Source organism: Butyrivibrio sp. INlla21 (genome assembly GCF_900116875.1).
GTDB lineage: Bacteria > Bacillota > Clostridia > Lachnospirales > Lachnospiraceae > Butyrivibrio.
Window position 1 is genome coordinate 1 of sequence record NZ_FPCC01000028.1, and the last position, 19,942, is coordinate 19,942.

The following is a 19,942-nucleotide window of genomic DNA, read 5'->3' on the forward strand; positions in this document are numbered from 1 at the left end:
GTTGATCCGGTCAAAACTAAGCTTGGCTTTTGTTCTGTCCGTTAATTTACTAATTTGTTCTGAATTATTCTCTTGGAATTTTTCAGGGTTGCATTACTGTTTATTTGTCAAGGTACAAGGAGCCTAAAACCCGCTCCAGCACTGCGTTTGCAGCATTTCTGTCTGCATCAGCAACGAATATAAATATATCACTGCGTATCATCCATGTCAACAACTATTTTCAAAAAAATTAGATTTTTTTGCAGTTTTTATTTTTCGATGAATAAAACGCCCAAAGTTCCGGGGCCGCAATGTGAAGAAACAACGCCTCCCGCGCGGGTTTCAAGTATCTCGTCGAAGTGCCCGAGATCACTCAAATATGAGCGCACCATTTCAACGATGTCTTTGTCGCATCCGGAATGTGTGATAAACACTCTGTCTTTTTTGGCATTCTTAAACGCTTCATCCATGTCTTTTACATAGTCCATGATGTACTTTTTCGGAAGTCCTCTGTACTTCTTCTCGGGTCCCATGGCACCGTCTTTTACCGCGATCCTCGGATGAAGCTTAAGGGCATTTCCGAATAAAGCCGCAAGGCCCGAACACCTTCCGCCCCTGTACAGATATGTAAGCGTATCTATTACAAAGCTAGCCCTGACCTTTGATCTGAGAGAAAGAATATATTCCTCTATCTCGGCAGCGCTTTTCCCCGCACGTGACATCTCACAGGCTTCAATAACCTGAAGCCCTATTCCTGTAGAAAGATTCTGAGAATCAATAACCTTGATCTTATCTTCCATATCAAGCTCCTGCGCAGCTAGCTTGCAATTGGAGTAGTTCGCGGACATTGATGAGGATATTGTAAAGATAACGTACTCATCAGCCTCATTTTCTTTTATCTTATCCATGATGTCAGTAACGGAAGCAGCCGCTGTCTTTGGCGTCTGCCCTGTCTTATCCGACCATTCATAGAGCTTTTCGGGTGTTATGTTCACTCCGTCAAGATACTCCTCGTCTCCGAGTCTTACATACAACGGAATGATCGCGATGTCATATTTTTCTATAAGTTCTTTTGAAAGATCACATGTGCTGTCTGCAATTATCTTTACCATGATAGCCATCTCCTTGTGTCATGTGCAAAAGTAAAGGCCGATAGACTCGGCCTTTTTCTTTTTATTATTATCCTTTATCAGGTTTCTTTTACCTAAGCAATACCTTTGTATCCTTGCCGTCCTTAGTGACTATAAGTTCCAAAGTCTCAACGTTCGTTGTATTCTTTTCATCTATCTGTGTCAGAACGACCAGACTTTCATGCGCCCTGGAATCAATGGTGCCAATATACGATGACAGGTCATTGGGCAGGAACGTAACCGAAGTGTATCCGAGATTCTTTCCGTTTAAAACAATCTGGAACAAAAGATTGAGCTTGAGCATATTTACACTCTTGGCGTTGTCCGATGCATTATATAGATCGAATCTAAGTACGAGTAGTCTCTTTCCCTTATCGGAATTAACTACATAGCTCTTGGAACTCTCCGGATATGTTTTTGAAATGGAATATCCCTGATATGACAGGAAAATATCATCCATTATCTCTCTTGATTCATCGTCTGACATAACAACAGCGTCGGAATCACCGCCCGAACCCTGCTCTGAACCTCCTTCGCCGCTCTCGCTAGCGTACTGTTCATCGCCGGAAGACTTTTTATTCTCATCGCCCGAGCTTCCTTCCGTTCCGTCATCACTTCCGCTTTTGCCTTCTGAAGCTTCACTTTCGCCATCCGAATAACCTTCGTTTGAAGCGTTTTCATCTTCTGAGGAAGAAGAACTTCCTTCATCAGATGTATCAAATGCTCTTGGGCCGATGTCCGCAAAAGCATCCTTCATCTCTTCTTCCTGCTCTTGCTTCTGCTGTTCGATGATCTCCTGCGCGATAACGGGATCGACGTAGGTCAGCTTACTTTTTCCGTTATTGGAATATTTCATTAAAAGACCTACCGCATATTCCACGGTCTGGTCATATTCTTCCTGCGTCAAAGCCGGAAATTTCTCTCCGCACCCTGTCAGAGCAAGTAAAGCACTCATTATCAAAGCAAGTCCCAAATACTTTTTCACACTCATAAGATTTCCCTCATATTATTTGGTCTCGAGTTCAAAATAGAATTCAACGCCGTTGTCGTAATTGATAACGCCGTAATCCTGATTCATACTCTCCATTATAGCCTTAACTATGGATAAGCCCACGCCGCTTCCGCCGTACTCTCTCGTTCTTGCTTTGTCGACTTTGTAAAACTTATCCCAGATATGCTTCAAGCTGTCTTCGGGAATGGGATTACCCGTGTTAAACACAGATACCCTCACCTTGTTTTCTTTCTCGGTGATCTTGATATCCACTATCTTCTCACCGCCTATATGGTTAAGAGCATTGCTGAAATAGTTCTGCAATACCTCTTCTACTCTAAATTCATCCCCCCATACAAATATCGGCTTATAATTTCCGATCTTAACGGTTGCTTCCTTCTGTCTTGCAAGAAGCTCCGCGGATTTGACATAGTTCTTTACGAGCTCAACAATGTCAAATCGCTCCATAGTCGCATTCTCATTTCCAAATTCAAGCTGATTGAGCGTAAGGAGCTTTTTTACCATGATATTCATCTTGGACGCCTCATCCATTATGACCTCACAGTAAAAGTCTTTACTCTCCTCGTCGTCATTGATACCCTCTTTTAGGCCCTCTGCATAGCCCTGAATAAGCGCTATGGGAGTCTTAAGCTCGTGAGAAACATTGGAAAGGAATTCCTTTCTCATTTCATCGATCTCTTCCTTTTTGGAAATATCCTGCCTCAGAGCTATGTTGGCGGTCTTGAGGTCCTTGATCGATGCTTCAAGTATCTCAGACAATTCGTTCATGTTCTGTCCGAGAATATCTATCTCATTTTTATGTTTACCTTCATCTTCAAACTTCGCCTCGAAGTTGAGCTTCTTCATCTCATCGGAGATATGATAAAGCCTTTGGATCGGGGCTGTAACCTTTTTAGATATAAAAAGAACAAGTATCGCACCGATAGACAAAGCTGTAAACGCCGTCATTGCCATGAAAGTATTGGAAATCTTAACATTGTCTCTGATACTCTGTGCAACGGTTCTTACAAAAACAACATAAGTATCTTCTACAACGCCCCAGATCTCAAGGTACTCTGTTCCGGTCTCTACATCTGTATCTACCTGCAGCGTATAGTTCTCGCCGCTTTCGATATGTTTGATCTTGTTCTTGGTACTGAGATTGTGAGTGAGCAGATCAAGAAGTACGAGCTTCATGGCATCACTACTACTCTCTGATTTGGACGAAGCTTTGACATTACTTGTCCTAAGCTCGACTATCAGCATCTCAATATTGGAACGTTCGCATATCTCACTGATATTCTTATCGAAAGCCGCGGATGAGATATCTTCTCCGCTTGCGATAGCAGCCTGCGTGCTTGCATATGCCTGCATGATCGTGTCGATCTTGTCTTTTACATAGTATTTTTCCATGAAAAGAACATTCATGATAATACAAAAGCCGAACGCGATGATCATGGTCATAAGGAACGCCAAACTGATCTCAAGACGTATAGAATGAGTTATCTTTTTCTTATAGCCGGTATCACTGGTTTGTTTCAAACTTGTACCCCATTCCCCAGATCGTCTTGATAAGGTCACCCTTGTTGCCAAGCTTGCCTCTTAGTTTTTTTACATGCGTATCTATAGTACGTGCGTCTCCGAAATAATCATAGTTCCACACGTTATTAAGTATCTTTTCTCTTGAAAGAGCAACTCCCTTATTTTCGAAAAAGAAGCTAAGGAGCTCAAACTCTTTATAACTGAGATCAACTTCTTTGCCGTCAACAAATACACTGTGAGCCACTTTATTAATAGTGATCCCGCCTGCTTCCATTACCTGATTGTTGACAGCCTGGTTGGTTCTTCTAAGTATCGCGGAAACTCTCGCCGCAAGTATCTTGGGGCTGAAAGGCTTAGAAATATATTCATCAACACCAAGTTCAAATCCAAGGAGCTCATCTCTCTCCTCTGACTTAGCGGTGAGCATAATGATCGGTACTTTGGAATTGTTTCTAATCTCCCTGCAAACTTCCCATCCGTCTCTTTTGGGCATCATGACATCGAGAATAATAAGAGCTATATCTTTATCCTCGTAAAACATATCAAGTGCCTGCTGACCGTCGCCGGCCTCAAGAACAATGTATCCGTCTTTTATAAGAAAGTCTTTGACGAGCTTGCGCATACGGCTCTCATCATCCACCACCAAAATCTTCAAGTCATCCACTGTATAGTTCCTCCTAAATCAGTCTTCACCAATATCACCATCATACCGCTGTGGTGCTTCGATGCCAAGTTTTTTTTCTGCTTCTCGAACCGCTTTTTCCCTCTCTTTGAGTTCTTCATCCCAAGCCGAATAGCGATTCGTTATGTTTCTTTTATAGTTTATAATATTGTCGCTGTCGCTCTTTGAAGCGATGACAAACATTACTATTACAAGTATCACCAGAACTATATTGAGAATTATGGAAAAGATCTTTCCAAAATCCGCTCCGGTATCCTCTTTCTGAGGTTTGACCCTCTGCTTGACCGCCATATTTTCAAAGGCCGAATGTCTTGTAAAAGTGACATTAAGCGGTATGGGAATGAGGTCGTCCTGTGTAAAACCGCTCTCAATAAGTTTGGCTCTGAGTTTCATAAGATACTGCCATCCTATCGGAGACTTAAATATCTTATTCTCTATAGCCTTCTCATATACTGCCTTTATGTCGTTTGGGCGGCTGGCATTTACTCTTGCTTCCAAGAGCTTTATCTTGGATTCATCCATAGACGCCTTCTGTGCGTCTTCCTCATTTAAGAATTCATAACCGCCAACTATGAAATTACTGCCTGAATTGTTATTATCAGCCATATTCTGCTCCGTACGCTAAGGTAAAGACGCTTACGCTCCTAGCCTTAAGAGTTTTGTTTCTGTATGCCAAAGGCTTCGGACGATTGTAGTAATACTTACCATCTTCATCACCCGTGTCGGCGCAAAGTGTCCAATATGCACCTGCAGGCGCTCCGGGAAGCATGATCTGAATATCTTCCCAGTAAGCGTTTATCGCAATATATACTATATCATCATGTCCTTTTTTATCATAGTAACCGGCATATCTGACACAGATCACTCTGGAATCCTTGGTTATGTTACCGTTGTCGGGATTCTCCGTATGCACCGAGATAAAAGGAAGTCCGCACTTTGCAGGCGAAAGATCCTTCCTTATGCAGGGATGCTTTCTTCTAAACTGAATGATGTTCCTGTAATAATCAAAATAGTCCCTGTTCTTTTCTATGAGGCTCCAATCGAGCCACGATATCTCATTATCCTGACAATATGCATTATTATTGCCAAATTGAGTGTTGCCAAACTCATCTCCCGCAGTCAGCATCGGTGTTCCTCTGCTGCACATAAGAACGGTTATGGCATTTCTCATCATCCTGAATCTGAGATCAAGGACACCCGGATCGTCGGTATCACCTTCTATTCCGCAGTTCCAGCTCCTGTTGTCATTGGCACCGTCAGTGTTATCCCAGCCGTTTGCCTCGTTATGCTTACCATTATAAGAATAAAGATCATATAGTGTAAAGCCGTCATGACAGGTAATGAAATTAACCGATGACTCGTATCCCAGATACGATCCGCCGTACATATCCATAGAACCCGTAAGACGCTTAACAGCCTCGGGTGCAGCCCAGATATCGCCTTTAAGATAAGACCTGATATCGTCTCTGTATTTACCGTTCCATTCCGCCCATCTCTTCCAGGAAGGGAAATTACCGACCTGATAAACACCGCCCGCATCCCACGCTTCCGCGATCAGCTTAACATCACCGAGAATCGGGTCGTAAGCAATACGCTGAAGAAGAGGCGGTCTGTCCATCGGAGCACCGTCCTGATCTCTTCCTAGAATACTTGCAAGATCGAACCTGAACCCGTCAACTCTGTATTCTTCAACCCAGTACCTCAGACACTGGACTATAAACTCCTGAACCATCGGATGATTACAGTTCATGGTATTGCCGCATCCGCTGAAATTATAATACTCTCCGTGCGGTGTCAAAAGATAATAGATATTATTGTCAAATCCCTTAAAAGAGATAAACGGTCCCTGCTCATTACCTTCCGATGTATGGTTAAATACAACGTCAAGGATAACCTCAATATCATTGGCCTTAAGCGCATTTATCATCTGCTTAAGCTCAAGTCCCTCCTGGTTATGCTCAGCCTCGCAAGCATAACTTGTATTCGGGGCAAAAAAGGCTACGGTGTTATATCCCCAGTAATCAAGAAGCATTTTCCCGTCATGCATTCTTTTATCCCTGGTCTCGTCGAACTCAAAAATGGGCATAAGCTCAACGGCGGTTATACCCAGTTTTTTAAGGTAATCCGCTTTTTCTTTTATCCCTTCAAAAGTACCTCCGTGAGTAACGCCCGAAGACTTATCCTTGGTAAAGCCTCTGACGTGCATCTCATAGATGATAGAATCGCACATGGGAATCTCGGGGTTTCTGGTTACATTCCACTCGAAGTTCTCTCTCACGACTCTGGCTCTGTAATCGCCCTGCGCATAAGAGGTCTCTCCCCATATTCTTTGGCCCGATACCGCTTTGGCAAACGGATCAAGGAGTTTATGAGATTTATCAAACAAAAGACCCTTCTCAGGCTCCCACGGACCGTCAACGCTATAGTTATACTCCAAATCCTCAATATCAAGGTCAAAAACGATCATGGAATACACTTTGCCTATCTTATACTTCTCAGGGAAAGGAAGCTCCGTAAACGGCTTATCCTCACCTCTGTGATAAAAGTTCAGCGTTATGGATGTAGCTCCATTGGAATAAACGGTAAAATTCACGATACCTTCAGCAAGCATAGTTGCACCGTACATGCTGTAGAGACCGGGGCGGATCTTGTAGCCGTTAACCTCATCAAGCCAGACGAGTTCGCGGTTTACCGCATCCTTACCAAGCACCTCGGCATCATGCAGATCTACATTATTCTTCTTTTTAGAGAATCTGTTTTTTCCATACTCACCCATGATTTAATTTTACCACATTATTTATTAAATATCCGTGAAAAAAACGGCTGTTTAACGAAAAACAGCCGTTGTAGGAAATGTAAAAAAATCGCCCCATGGCATAAACCATGAGGCGATAAATATCAAATTGATCAAACAGGGTAAGCGCCGTTCTTGGTATCAGCTTCGGAAACATCAACAGATGTCTGCTGAGCCATACGATACTTGAAGAAATCTGTTGCAACCTGAGGGAAGAGTGCGTATGAAAGAACGTCCTCATCCTGCTGCTTCCACTGCTTAACGTCCTCTTCGAACTTCTTAAGTCCGGGCTCAAGCTTGTCTGCAGGTCTGCATGTGATAACTTCTCTGTCTCCGATGATCTTCTTCTGAACTTCGGGGTTGAAAGGCTTGATTGTCTTACCGTACTCACCTGCAAGGAGATCCTTGGTCTGGTCTGTAGCGACCTTGTATCTCTCACCCATAAGTACGTTCATAACAGCCTGTGTACCAACGATCTGTGAAGAAGGAGTAACAAGCGGAGGCTCACCAAAGTCCTTACGAACCTGAGGGATTTCCTCAAGCACTGTGTCGTACTTGTCGCTTGCGTTCTGCTCCTTGAGCTGGCTAACCATGTTGGAAAGCATTCCGCCGGGAACCTGATACATAAGAGTCTTGATGTTAACGCCAAGAACCTTAGGATCCATAAGTCCGCTAGCGAGGCACTCCTCTCTGTAAGGTCTGAAGTGATCTGCGATCTTAGCAAGAAGCTTCTGATCAAGACCTGTCTCGAAAGGCTGTCCCTTGAATGCCTCAACCATAACCTCAGTAGCGGGCTGTGATGTTCCGAGTGCGAAAGGTGAAATAGCGCAGTCGATGATATCAACACCTGCCTCAGCTGCCTTCATGTATGTCATGCTGGCAACACCTGAAGTGTAGTGTGTATGAAGGTCGATAGGAAGCTTTGTAGCGCTCTTAAGAGCCTTAACGAGCTTCTCTGCCTCATAAGGAAGAAGAAGTCCTGCCATGTCCTTGATACAGATAGAATCTGCACCCATAGACTCGATATCCTTAGCGATATTCATCCAGTACTCTTCTGTGTATGCATCACCAAGTGTGTATGCAAGAGCGATCTGTGCGTGGCCGCCCTCTTTCTTACATGCCTTAACTGAAGCCTCAAGGTTTCTAAGGTCGTTAAGACAGTCGAAAATTCTGATTATATCGATACCGTTGGCGATTGACTTCTGAACGAAGTAATCAACAACGTCATCGGGATAATGCTTGTATCCCAAAATATTCTGTCCGCGAAGGAGCATCTGAAGCTTAGTGTTCTTGAAGCCTGCTCTTAACTTACGAAGTCTCTCCCAAGGATCTTCCTTAAGGAATCTCATGCAAGCGTCGAATGTAGCACCGCCCCAGCACTCTACTGCGTTATATCCAACCTGATCCATTGTCTCAATGATGGGAAGCATGATCTCTGTAGGCATTCTAGTCGCGATAAGGGACTGATGAGCGTCACGGAGAACTGTCTCATTGATACGAATTGGTTTCTTTACCATATCTGCCATATCTGTAATATCCTTTCTGATTATTCAAAAATCATTGTCCGATGTTTATACACCGAATACCGCCATAAATGTACCGGCAACAACCGCTGTTCCGATAACACCGGCAACGTTAGGTCCCATAGCATGCATCAGAAGGAAGTTGGAAGGATCGTATTCAGCTCCAACCTTCTGAGATACACGGGCTGCCATAGGAACGGCAGATACGCCCGCAGAACCGATAAGCGGATTGATCTTGCCTCTCGTGATAAAGCAAAGCAGTTTCCCTAAAAGACATCCTGCCGCAGTACCGAAAGCAAATGCAATAAGTCCGAGAACAACTATGATAAAAGTTGTCTTATTAAGGAAAGCCTCAGCACTTGTTGTAGCACCAACAGAAGTTCCGAGAAGGATAACTACGATGTACATAAGTGCATTGGAAGCTGTCTCCTGGAGCTGACGAACAACGCCTGACTCTCTGAAGATATTTCCGAGCATCAGCATACCGATAAGGGGTGCTGTTGTGGGAAGTATCATGCTTACAACGATAGTAACTATAACAGGGAAAAGAATCTTCTCAAGCTTAGTTACTTCACGAAGCTGCTGCATTCTGATGGTTCTCTCCCTCTTGGTTGTAAGAAGCTTCATGATAGGGGGCTGGATCATGGGAACGAGCGCCATATATGAATACGCTGCTACCGCGATAGGTCCCAAAATTGAAGTCTGATGAAGCTTGGATGCAAGGAAGATGGATGTTGGTCCATCAGCACCACCGATGATTGATACTGCCGCAGCCTGCTGATCATTAAAGCCGAATGCTATAGCCATGAAGTAAGCTGCGAAAATTCCGAACTGTGCGCCTGCACCCATAAGGAAGCTTATAGGATTGGCAATAAGGGGACCGAAGTCAGTCATCGCACCTACACCCATGAAAATAAGTGAAGGAAGGATTGCCCACTCATCCAAGATATAGAAATAATGGAGAAGTCCACCTGCAGCGCCGTTTGCGGGAGCTGCCATAATGTCCGGATAAATATTAACTAGGAGCATACCGAATGAGATCGGTACCAAAAGCAAAGGCTCAAATCCCTTGGCAATAGCCAGATACAAAAATACAAGGGCAACAACTACCATGATGTAGTTTCCCGGTGACATTGTTGTAAAAGCTGTCTGATGCCAGAGATTGGTTAATGTATTAACTACGTAATCCATTTTTTATCCTCATTTCTGTTTAAACAATTTATGATTCTCTGACGTCTATATTAGTTAAGAGTTGCAAGAACTGTTCCTGCCTCAACTGCATCACCTGCAGCTACATCGATGCTGGCAACTGTTCCGTCCTGGGGAGCAACCATAGGGATCTCCATCTTCATGGACTCAAGTGTGATAACTGTATCACCCTTCTTAACTGCCTGGCCAACACTTGCGTTAACCTTAAGTACCTTACCTGCTGCACCGGCCTCAACCTTTACAGAACCTGCGCCTGCGCTTGCCTTCTTAACGGGTGCTGCGGGAGCCTTAACTGCGGGAGCTGCTGCAGGAGCAGATGCTACTGCGCTTCCTGCGCCTTCTTCTACTGTTACATCATATACGTTTCCGTTTACGGTTATTGTATAGTTCTTCATTGTATCTCCTTTCATCACACATCAAAATCTGATGTGTACGATGCTTATATTAGAATTTTTTCCAATTACTGTTAACTTTTCTTATAGACCTTACACGGAAACCGTCTGTGCTTCCGCTTCCCTCGTATGCGGCGATTGCAGCTGCGATAACAGCAACAAGCTCTGCATCATTAGAAAGATCTTCCTTCTCGGCGATCTGACCAACTGTGTTGTCGATAGCCTTTTCTGCGATAGTCTTCTTATCATTCTTGGTTCCAAGCTTCTGTATCAACGGGAACAGGCAGATGATAAGTGAAATCGTGATAAGGATTGAAAATGCCATTCCCATTCCCATGAGTGTATTAAGTCCGGCATTCTCGAGCTTCTCTCCGAGTGTCTTCTCTGCTGTAACACCGATGTCGGTAACATTAAATCTGTTGTCCATGTAGATTACCATTTCGGCTTTATGCTTGGTTCCCTCAACGATACCTGTGACAACAAGCTGTCCTTTGTTATTCATATTGTATGTAACATCGGACACATTGATATCGTTTTCCAAAGTCTCCAAAGAGTTATATCCGATCTGATCTACAGCTTTGTACCAGCTATCATAACCCTTGCGGATAACATTGTACTGATCATCATTCTCAGATGCGGGTGCGATCTTGAGATAAAGTTCTTTCTCGAAATTCTCGGGAGTGATATCACTCAAGAACCATTTTTCAAAAGAATCGTTCTCGAAATAATTCACAACATATCTCATTGAATCGTCATTGAATTGCTCGGGCGCATATCTGTTTGTATCTATGCTGTTCTTGGCATCCTGTTGCTCACCGCAACCGGTAAAGCAAAGAAGGCAGCTAAGCATAACGCCCAAAACTAATATTTTATGCTTCATTTTGAGTGCTCCCTTCATTAAACTGTGCCGTGTTTCTTGGCAGGACGCTCATCCCTTTTTGTAAAAAGCATCTCGAAAGCGCCGATTACATACTTTCTTGTGTCGGCTGCCTCGATGATCTCATCTACATATCCTCTTGCAGCTGCGCTCTTCACATTGTTCTGAAGCTGTGCATACTCTGCTGCTGTCTTGGATACAGTGTCTGCATCCTTACCGTCGCAAATGATCTTAGCGGCGATGGAAGCATCCATTGTTCCGATCTGAGCATCAGGCCAGCTGATAGTAACATCTGCTCCGATAGCCTTGGAGTTCATGATCACATAAGCACTTCCGAAAGCCTTGCCTGTGATAACGTTAACCTTAGGCACTGTAGCATTGGCAAGTGCATAAACAAGCTTTCCTGCGGCCTTGGCAACACGCTTCTCGTTGCACTGGCATGAAACAAAGCCTGTAGAATTTGTAAATGTAAGAACAGGAAGATCGAAAGCATCGCAGAAGTTAACGAACTCTGCAGCCTTCTCACAAGCACCTGCGGAAAGCTTATCTTCAAACTTCTCTGCTTCTTTGCCGTTCTCGTCGTATACGGCTGTACGGTTACCTACAAGACCTACGGTTGCTCCGTTAAGTCTGATGAAACCTGTCACCATATCTTTTGCAAAGTTTCTCTTTGTCTCAAAGAAAATTCCGTTATCTGAAATCTGTCTGGCGATAACTGAAGGATCGGCTACTGCGCCGTCAAGATTCTCACATGCTCTGTTGAGATCGTCAGAGCACTCCTCGTATGAATCTCCGTCCTCGTTGTTTGAAGGAAGGATAGAAACGAGTTCTCTGATCTGAGCATAGATTGATGCCTCATCGGCAACTACATCAATATTGCTTGTGTTGGCACTCTGCCAATCAGCGCTTGATGTATCACATTTCTCTTTATAATTACCCTCAAGAGCGTTGGGTGAGTTAACGAAAAGCTTACCCTTTGATGACTCAATGAAAGTAAAGTCTGTAATGGAAGGAATCAAAGCAAGTCCGCCACCACATGATCCGAAAACAGCTGTGATCTGAGGAACAACGCCTGATGCCTCCACCTGCTTAAGATAAATCTCGCCAAATGCATTGAGCGCATCTGTTGCCTCCTGAAGACGAAGTCCCGCTGAATCGATAAGACCGATAACAGGAGATCCTGTCTTGATTGCAAGTTCGTACAGGCGAACGATCTTCTTAGCATGCATCTCGCCAATAGATCCGCCAAGTACAGACGCATCCTGGCTGTATACATAAACCAGATTACCGTCGATAACACCATAACCGGTAACAACTCCGTCTGATGGTGTTTCTTCCTGTTTCAGATTGAAATCCGTGTTTCTGGCTGTCACAAGAGCACCGATTTCAACGAAACTGTTTTCGTCGAGCAAAGAGTTAATTCTTATGCTCGCTTGTGAAGAACTACTCATTTTTTTAACCTCCGTAAATATATTTAAGTAATGCTTATTCCTAAAATGAACGCAACTTAACACAGAGTATAGTATAACATAAAAGCACCAAAAAAAAAGGGAAAACGCACAATTTTTTCGGCGTTTTCCCACTGTTTAAACCACTTAAATATCAAGCTTTACATCTATCTCTTTTTCGGCCTGAGCCTTGAATTCTTCAACCTGTACGGTGCCTATTGTCGGAAGCTCTTCAAGAGAGCGAACTCCGAAGCTTCTAAGGAACTCTTCCGTCGTTCCGAAAAGAAGAGGTCTTCCCGGCGCGTCGAGCCTTCCAAGCTCTTTTACCAGCCCGAACTCAACAAGCCTGTTTACGGCATGATCGCTGTTGACACCTCTTATCTTCTCAACCTCAAGTCTTGTGATCGGCTGCTTGTAGGCTATGATAGACAGAGTCTCCATAAGCGAATCGGTAAGCACTGCCTTCTTGGGAGTCTTGGCTATCTTTACCAGATACTCGTACATCTCCTTTTTGGTGCAGAGCTGAACGGCATTATCAAGCTCGATAAGCCCAATTCCGCTGTCGTCCTGTTCATATTTGTTCTTGAGATAATCGATGTGGTCCTTGACCTCTCTAACACTTACCTCCATTGCCTTGGACAATGTGCTTATCTCAACAGAATCTCCCATTGCAAAAAGAATGGCTTCTATAATAGCTGCGCCTTCTCTACTCGTCATATCTTTTAACTTGCCTTTCTCGAAGTAATTATTATATCTCCGAACGTATCTTCCTGTTCGATTTCTATCTCGCCAAGCTTCATCTCCTCAAGCATAACAAGGAAAGTAACGATGATCTCGGTCTTGCTGTGCTGCTTCTCAAGAAGACTTCTGAAGCTGAATCTCTTGTGCTCTCTTATGTACGCCTTGATATAAAGCGTCTTGGCGTCCATGTCGACTTCTTCCTTCTCGATATTTCCGAACTTACTTCTGATAGGGTCGACCTTGTCTTCCTGTCTTTTCAAAAGATCCTGGAATATCGCGTTAAGCTTACTCAAAGTGGCATCTCCGATGAGATCCGAAAAATCTATCGGAACCTCAAACTCGCGAACTTCCTTCGGGATATCTTTCTGTCTGTACCACTGCATGTCGGCGTCCATCTGCCTATCCTTGAGTTCGTAAGCCATATACTTGTACATCTTGTACTCAAGAAGCATCTCGACAAGCTCGGCTCTGGGATCCTCTTCCTCGCCCTCTTCGTTGACTTCCTTGGGAAGAAGCATCTTACATTTGATATCGATGAGTGTTGCCGCCATAACAAGGAATTCACTGGTAACTTCCATATCTTCCTTGTGCATCGCATTGATATATTCCATGTACTGCTCTGTGATCGTAACGATAGGAATATCATAGATATCTATTTGGTTTTTATCAATCAGATGCATAAGAAGGTCCATCGGTCCTTCAAACACCTGAAGCTTGATCTCAAGTGACATCTTTTACCTCATGTAATCTGATAACATCAATTTCTCCGGGATTGAACATCCTCACATGGATAGTGTGTGTGCCAAGCCCTCTTGAAAGGATCATGCGCTTACTTCCGATCTTAAACTCTCCTCCGTCATACTTGGGAAAAAGAGCTATCGAGGGAGAAACTACTCCTCCCAGAAGAGGAAGTCTTATTATACCGCCATGAACATGGCCTGCAAGCGAAAGATCCGCTCCCCAATCGGCATATTCGGGAAAATACTGCGGATTGTGCGCAATAAGTACCTGATATTTATCTTTGGAAGCAGAGCCGACAAGCTTTGAGATATAGCCTGTATCCATCTGCTTCTTCTTTATTTTTCTGAAATACTCCAAAGGAAGATCAAGTCCGGTGACGCGAACCTTATTATCTTCCATGTTGACCGAGTCATTTTCAAGGATGATGACGCCGGCTCTTTTCAAAGTATCTTTATATCTGTCGTAGAAATTACCGAATTTCTTGGTAAAGGTCTTTACCTTCTTTTCGTGATTACCGTTGGCCATGTAGACCTTATATTTCTTGGCAAGTTCCGTCAGGACATGGAGCCCCGCTTCATATTCGATCCTGCCGTGGATCTTCATTCCGATAAACATATCGCCCGCGCACATCACGGCGTCGGGTGCAATATCATCGATAGCCTTTAAAAGTCTGTCGTTGTTATCGCCGTAAACATAGCCGTGAAGATCGGATAAAAAAGCAATCGTAAGATCGCCGTCTATCTTGTCGGTGTCTATATCATAGCTGCGAACAACAAAGTTGTGTGTATCGTGGTAGATGATGGCGATACAAAATATAACAAGCGCCGCGATCGCAGCGATTATAATATACAAAAGCATAATCTCTTTTCCTTAATTTGCATTTCAAAACAGCAAGAATATTTTAGCATACTTTCGTACTCCGGGGATAAAAAAAATCCTTGGAATTTTCCAAGGATTTTTAAAAATCTGACTTAGTTATATTTGCGCTTTCTAGCTGCCTCAGACTTCTTCTTGCGTCTAACGCTAGGCTTCTCGTAATGTTCTCTCTTACGAATCTCCTGCTGGATACCAGCCTTGGCACAGCTTCTCTTAAAACGACGAAGCGCGCTATCCAAAGTCTCGTTTTCTTTTACTACTACAGTTGACATCTCTACTCTTACCCTCCCTTCAGTCCCTTCAAGTACATGACTGATTGGGTTATTTATTATGATCTGAGCCTAAAAACTCACATAACATGAATTATTATATCATAAAAAATTCAAGCGTCAAGCATTATTTTTCAGACTTTTTACTGAAGTGCTTCTTTTAACACATCAAGATTTGCCTGCATTACAGAAAGGTAAGTAGTTCCGTTTGCCACATCCTGTGAAGTTGTGGCCTGCATTGAATCCATAGTAAGGATGTTCTGATCCTTAGTCTTGGTATTGTTCTTAATTGTCTCGGCAATCTTCTTATCGGGTCCTTCGATAGTCATGATGCTCTTAAGTCCAAGCTCATCAACCTTCCCGGAAAGGAAAGCGATTGTTTCAAAGCTTGCCTCTGTCTCAGCAGAGCATCCGACAAATGCTGCGTAGTAATCAAGTCCGTAATCATCAACAAGATATCTGAAAGGGAATCTGTCTCCGAAAAGAAGTGTCTTGTTTGCAGCCGCTGAAGTAACGCTCTTGTACTCTCCGTCAAGGCTGTTGAGTTTCTGCTTGTATGCATTGGCGTTCTCAGTGTAAGTAGCGGCATTGTCGGCATCTACCTTGGAAAGACCGTCAGCAATGGCATCACAGATAAGAGAAGCATTTGTAAGTGAAAGCCATACGTGCTCGTCGTACTCAACTTCCTCTTCTTCTCCTTCAGTTTCTTCGCCTTCTTCCTCTTCCTCGGCTTCCATTCCTTCTACAACTTCCTCTTCCTTGACATTTCCGCCAAGAACATCAAGAAGATTGATAACAACCATATCTTTATTAACAGCTTCCTTAAGTGCGTCATCAACCCACTCATCGGATTCGCCGCCGACATAGATAAACATGTCGCAAGAAGCAATCTTCATAATATCGTCAGCTGTGGGCTGATAAGAATGAAGATCGACTCCGTTATCAAGAAGCATTGTGATCTCTGCTTTGTCTTTAGCATCTCCGACAATATTCTTAACCCAATCGTATTCAGGGAAAATAGTCGTTACAATGCTGATCTTTCCTTCCGATGAAGCCTCTGCTTCAGATCGTTCCTGTGCTGCAGCTTCACTGTCAAGCTTAGCAAGTGTTCCCTGTGTTTCACTATCTGCAGTGGCACTACTGTTTCCGCATGCCGTAAACGTACATACAGCAAGTATAGCAGCCATCACAAGAGCAAGTTTCTTTTTCATAATGTCTTATTCCTCCGTCTGATATATAATCGCACGCGTGTTTATTTAAAAAAGCGCAAACAAAAAATGCAACTTATTTGCAAATCGCTTGCAGTTTTTGATTTTAGCAACCAAAAAACCACTTGTCAATATCATTTGCAAATTGTTTGCATTTTGGAATAAGAATTATTATCACTATCTATCCCAGGTAGTCGTCTTGACGGAGTGAATAACGAATCTACCCTCGCTTCCAACACTTCCGTTACAGGTTGATAAGGTAAGTATCGAACCCCTGCTTGAAAAATCAATATCGGAAGGAATGCTGATCATGTTATTCCTCTTTATAAAAGAAATAAAATCATCATATTCCTTATCGCTCCCAACTACGCTGTAAGCACCGCTTCCACTCGAAGTTACGTAATATGCGAAAACCTCATACTCGTAAACCTTATCATCCGTATACACGTAGAGCCTTGCGTTATCACCTGTCATAAAGCTGCCCTTCGATCCGTACAGAGTCTTGAGCGATCCGAACATCGATCCGTCTTTCATATTATGTCCGAATATAATGTCATGCCTCCCGCAAAAAGACGAATCGCTCAGCACATCTTCGTACAAACACCCGGCCTTGTTATAGGTCCCTTCAAAGGTCTTGTGCATGTACTCATCAATCTCTTTTTCCTTAACTACAGGATAACTGATCGAAAGATACGGAAAATAAAGCCACCCGGTAAAATCGGCGTTCACAGACCGAAGCTTATCCATACTTATATCCAAATGCGGATAATCCACACCGGGTACAAACTGTACAGACGCATCATTTACATATTCCGTTCTTATAGCGTCGTATTCCTGCTTGGCTGCATTGTAATTCTTGAGATCAAAATACAAGTTCACAAGCTGAAAGATCACTATGAAAACAAGAATCGCTATGAGAATTTTTTTAATCTTTTTATCTTTAAGCATTCTTAGCCATCACTCTTTCCGGAAGATCCAACTGTCTTTCAACATCATTTTTTCTTACATAATCAAGCAATGCCAAAAACTCAACACCCAGAAGATTGCTAAGTTCGGCGTCGCTGAAATTACACTGGTTGAGCGCACACAATACGCTGATACCGAATGTGTAAACCCACATATGTTCAAAAAGATATCTCGCCTGTATTGCCGTCAGCGAATAAGCCTTTGAGATAACTACATCAAACTTATTGTTGCCGGTATGACTTGTAAACACATCATCAAAACTTGTGGGTTTGTCAAAAGACGACATGAAGATCATCTTGAACAGATTTGGTTCTCTCGATGCAAAAAGAATAATCTGCATTCCGGCTTTTTTGAACGGAGGATCATATTCCATCGCTTCGTTCGCATAGCTTGAAATAAGCTCCTTGGCGGCTTTCTTGACCTCGCCTCTGAGCTCATCCATATTTTCGAATGCAGTAAAAATAGGTCTTGCAGAGCAACCGAGTACATCCGCAAGTTCCCTGGCGGTAAGAGCCTCAGCTCCTTTTTGGCGCACAAGCTCAAGGCCTGCATCAACCATTTCTTTTCTTGTAAATCTTGGTTTTGGGGGCATAACAATAATCTCTCTTCAATTATTATAAAAGTGGGTGACCTACTACAATCACACTTTCATTATATAGCATAAAATCGATAAAACAATGCATACTGTCGCCTATTACCGTTAATATATGCGTAATAAAAGCCACCCGAACGTCACTATGAGCGCCCGGGCAGCCTTTTGAGATGAAAAAGATTTCTAATGCAGTATTTATGCTTATTTGAAGTAGCTAATGGTATCTTCAAGCTCTCCGGAAAGATCCTGAAGCTTTCTTGCCGCTTCATCGATTATTGCAAATGTCGCATTGAGTTCCTGCATGGATGCATTGGTCTCCTGCGAGGAAGCAGCGTTCTCTTCCGATATAGCTGAAAGATCCTGCACTATCTCTACAAGTGAAACCTTGGCATCGTTCAGAGCATTGATCATACCTGTGATATTTCTTGTATTCTCCGTAACAACTCCAACATTTTCAGACATTTCGATCATGTCGTCCTGAGTGGAAGTTATGCTCTCACCCTGCAAAGTAATACTTGCATTGAGTGAATCCATAACCTTTACCGATGCCTGTGCATCTTCAAGGAGCTTCTCTACGATAGCCTTGATCTCATCGGCGCTGTTCTTGGACTGATCGGCGAGCTGTCTGATCTCATCGGCGACAACCGCAAAGCCTTTGCCCGCTTCTCCGGCTCTTGCTGCTTCTATCGAAGCGTTAAGAGACAAAAGATTGGTCTGAGAAGCGATCTCGTTGATGGCATCCGAGAATCTGGCAATCTCGTTTGCACTGCTGTTTGTGGCATTTATCGTAGTTCCGATCTCACTTACCGCTTCGGCAACAGCAGTATTTTGTGTTACGATATCCACAAGAGCATTTGTAGCCTTGTCGCAGCTCTCCTGCATCTTTTTGGCGGCTTCATCCAATGTTGAAACCTTCTCGGAAATAAGATCTATATTAGTTCCTATGGTATCGGTTCTTTCAGCTGCATTTTGAACGCTTTCAGCCTGAGAAACAGCTCCTTTACTTACTTCTCCGATAGCATCGGTAACCTGTGAAGAAGCGGCGGCTGCCTGAGATGAAGATTCCGACAGTTCCTGCCCTGCAGTATTAAGGTTCTCCGTCATATCTTTTGTCTTGGAAATAACCTCACCGAGTTTTTGGCTAAGCAGTGATGTACTCTCTGCAATGGCGCCGATCTCGTTCTTATTGTCTATTATCTTTTCATCAAAATCATTCTTAAGAGATCCGCTTGCTATATCATCAACAAGCTTTGCGATTCCCTGCATCTGCTTGGATACTCTGAACGCAAGGAAAATTCCGCCTGCCGAGATAATTATGGTAAGTATTATCGCAAGCATGATCATCGAAGAAGTAGCACCGGCGATTGCCGACTTAACATCCGAACTTTCTCTTCCCGAAAATACCATTCCAAATACCGAACCGTCAGAATTGATGATAGGTATGTAATATCCGTAATACGGCATTCCTTCGATCTTAAGCGATGTAGAATAATAATCGTTCTTTCCGTTAAGTGTTGCCTTTATTACAGCATCGGAAGCTTTTGTTCCGATAAGTCTCTCATTTGTTCCCGACTTCATGATAGTCGTCAGGATACGGGTATCCCCGTAAAAGATTGTATAATCTACGCCTGTCTGAGCATGAAGTTTATCAAGAATTCCGCTTAGCTCATCAGTTACATCCCCTTCGCCTTTGATGACTCTGCCGTCAACATACGTCCAGTCCGCACCGTTCTCAAGTCCGCACGTCTCACTGGAGAGATGCTCACAGGTTGCCTTAAGCTCTTCCACAATAAGCTTGTTGTATGTTTTCTTGACAGTATTCGAAGATACAATAGTTAATATAGCCGCTATCAAAATAACAACCACAATAACTATCAAGATAACATTAATCAGAAGCTTCTGCCCATGCTTATTTCCTGCCTTGTTTTTCTTCATGTCATACTCCTTTCCCTCTCAGAATTGTTTCCAATCTCATTAAATTG

At 43.3% G+C, this 19,942-nt stretch carries 19 protein-coding genes; all 19 read right to left on the reverse strand.

All coding sequences use genetic code 11. The features are described from left to right. Positions 1-248: 248 nt before the first annotated feature. The gene (locus BM377_RS13290) at positions 249-1,091 is read right to left on the reverse strand and encodes a DegV family protein (protein WP_092249462.1); all 843 of its coding nucleotides are present in this window, start codon (positions 1,089-1,091) and stop codon (positions 249-251) included. Between the two features lie 88 nt (positions 1,092-1,179). Next, positions 1,180-2,100 carry a hypothetical protein gene (locus BM377_RS13295; protein ID WP_092249465.1) on the reverse strand — a complete coding sequence of 307 codons (921 nt, stop codon included), beginning with the start codon at positions 2,098-2,100 and terminating at the stop codon, positions 1,180-1,182. A gap of 15 nt (positions 2,101-2,115) precedes the next feature. Continuing rightward, complete coding sequence (locus BM377_RS13300; protein WP_242948175.1) at positions 2,116-3,642, reverse strand: sensor histidine kinase; 1,527 nt, start codon at positions 3,640-3,642, stop codon at positions 2,116-2,118. Beyond that, entirely contained in the window at positions 3,626-4,306 is a 681-nt protein-coding gene (locus BM377_RS13305) for a response regulator transcription factor (RefSeq protein WP_092249468.1), read from the reverse strand. Before BM377_RS13305 ends, BM377_RS13300 begins: the two co-directional genes overlap by 17 nt. A gap of 18 nt (positions 4,307-4,324) precedes the next feature. After that, entirely contained in the window at positions 4,325-4,930 is a 606-nt protein-coding gene (locus BM377_RS13310; protein ID WP_092249471.1) for a hypothetical protein, read from the reverse strand. Further along, a complete protein-coding gene (locus tag BM377_RS13315; RefSeq protein ID WP_092249473.1) occupies positions 4,923-7,100 on the reverse strand; it encodes a glycogen debranching protein in 2,178 nt (725 codons plus the stop codon). The genes BM377_RS13310 and BM377_RS13315 overlap by 8 nt, the downstream gene beginning before the upstream one ends. 131 nt (positions 7,101-7,231) lie before the next feature. Beyond that, positions 7,232-8,644 (reverse strand): oxaloacetate decarboxylase subunit alpha, encoded by a 1,413-nt coding sequence (locus BM377_RS13320; RefSeq protein WP_092249475.1) that lies wholly within the window; start codon positions 8,642-8,644, stop codon positions 7,232-7,234. Between the two features lie 45 nt (positions 8,645-8,689). After that, positions 8,690-9,832 carry a sodium ion-translocating decarboxylase subunit beta gene (locus tag BM377_RS13325; protein ID WP_092249477.1) on the reverse strand — a complete coding sequence of 381 codons (1,143 nt, stop codon included), beginning with the start codon at positions 9,830-9,832 and terminating at the stop codon, positions 8,690-8,692. Between the two features lie 50 nt (positions 9,833-9,882). Beyond that, positions 9,883-10,245 (reverse strand): biotin/lipoyl-containing protein, encoded by a 363-nt coding sequence (locus tag BM377_RS13330; protein ID WP_092249479.1) that lies wholly within the window; start codon positions 10,243-10,245, stop codon positions 9,883-9,885. Between the two features lie 49 nt (positions 10,246-10,294). Then, positions 10,295-11,122 carry an OadG family transporter subunit gene (locus BM377_RS13335; RefSeq protein WP_177223889.1) on the reverse strand — a complete coding sequence of 276 codons (828 nt, stop codon included), beginning with the start codon at positions 11,120-11,122 and terminating at the stop codon, positions 10,295-10,297. Positions 11,123-11,139: 17 nt separating this feature from the next. After that, positions 11,140-12,570 carry an acyl-CoA carboxylase subunit beta gene (locus tag BM377_RS13340; protein ID WP_092249484.1) on the reverse strand — a complete coding sequence of 477 codons (1,431 nt, stop codon included), beginning with the start codon at positions 12,568-12,570 and terminating at the stop codon, positions 11,140-11,142. A gap of 144 nt (positions 12,571-12,714) precedes the next feature. Continuing rightward, positions 12,715-13,284, reverse strand: a complete 570-nt coding sequence (gene scpB, locus BM377_RS13345) for an SMC-Scp complex subunit ScpB (RefSeq protein ID WP_092249487.1) — start codon at positions 13,282-13,284, stop codon at positions 12,715-12,717. 5 nt (positions 13,285-13,289) lie between these two features. Then, the gene (locus BM377_RS13350) at positions 13,290-14,039 is read right to left on the reverse strand and encodes a segregation and condensation protein A (RefSeq protein WP_092249490.1); all 750 of its coding nucleotides are present in this window, start codon (positions 14,037-14,039) and stop codon (positions 13,290-13,292) included. Beyond that, positions 14,029-14,907 carry a metallophosphoesterase gene (locus BM377_RS13355; protein WP_092249493.1) on the reverse strand — a complete coding sequence of 293 codons (879 nt, stop codon included), beginning with the start codon at positions 14,905-14,907 and terminating at the stop codon, positions 14,029-14,031. Before BM377_RS13355 ends, BM377_RS13350 begins: the two co-directional genes overlap by 11 nt. 113 nt (positions 14,908-15,020) lie before the next feature. Continuing rightward, positions 15,021-15,197, reverse strand: coding sequence for a 30S ribosomal protein S21 (rpsU, locus tag BM377_RS13360; RefSeq protein ID WP_013280615.1), 177 nt, complete (start codon positions 15,195-15,197; stop codon positions 15,021-15,023). Between the two features lie 140 nt (positions 15,198-15,337). Further along, complete coding sequence (locus BM377_RS13365; protein WP_092249495.1) at positions 15,338-16,405, reverse strand: metal ABC transporter substrate-binding protein; 1,068 nt, start codon at positions 16,403-16,405, stop codon at positions 15,338-15,340. A 174-nt stretch (positions 16,406-16,579) separates the two neighbouring features. Next, positions 16,580-17,350, reverse strand: coding sequence for a class B sortase (locus BM377_RS13370; protein ID WP_092249498.1), 771 nt, complete (start codon positions 17,348-17,350; stop codon positions 16,580-16,582). Beyond that, positions 17,343-17,960 (reverse strand): TetR/AcrR family transcriptional regulator, encoded by a 618-nt coding sequence (locus BM377_RS13375; protein WP_092249501.1) that lies wholly within the window; start codon positions 17,958-17,960, stop codon positions 17,343-17,345. Before BM377_RS13375 ends, BM377_RS13370 begins: the two co-directional genes overlap by 8 nt. Before the next feature lie 201 nt (positions 17,961-18,161). Then, positions 18,162-19,895, reverse strand: coding sequence for a methyl-accepting chemotaxis protein (locus BM377_RS13380; RefSeq protein WP_092249504.1), 1,734 nt, complete (start codon positions 19,893-19,895; stop codon positions 18,162-18,164). Positions 19,896-19,942 lie beyond the last annotated feature (47 nt).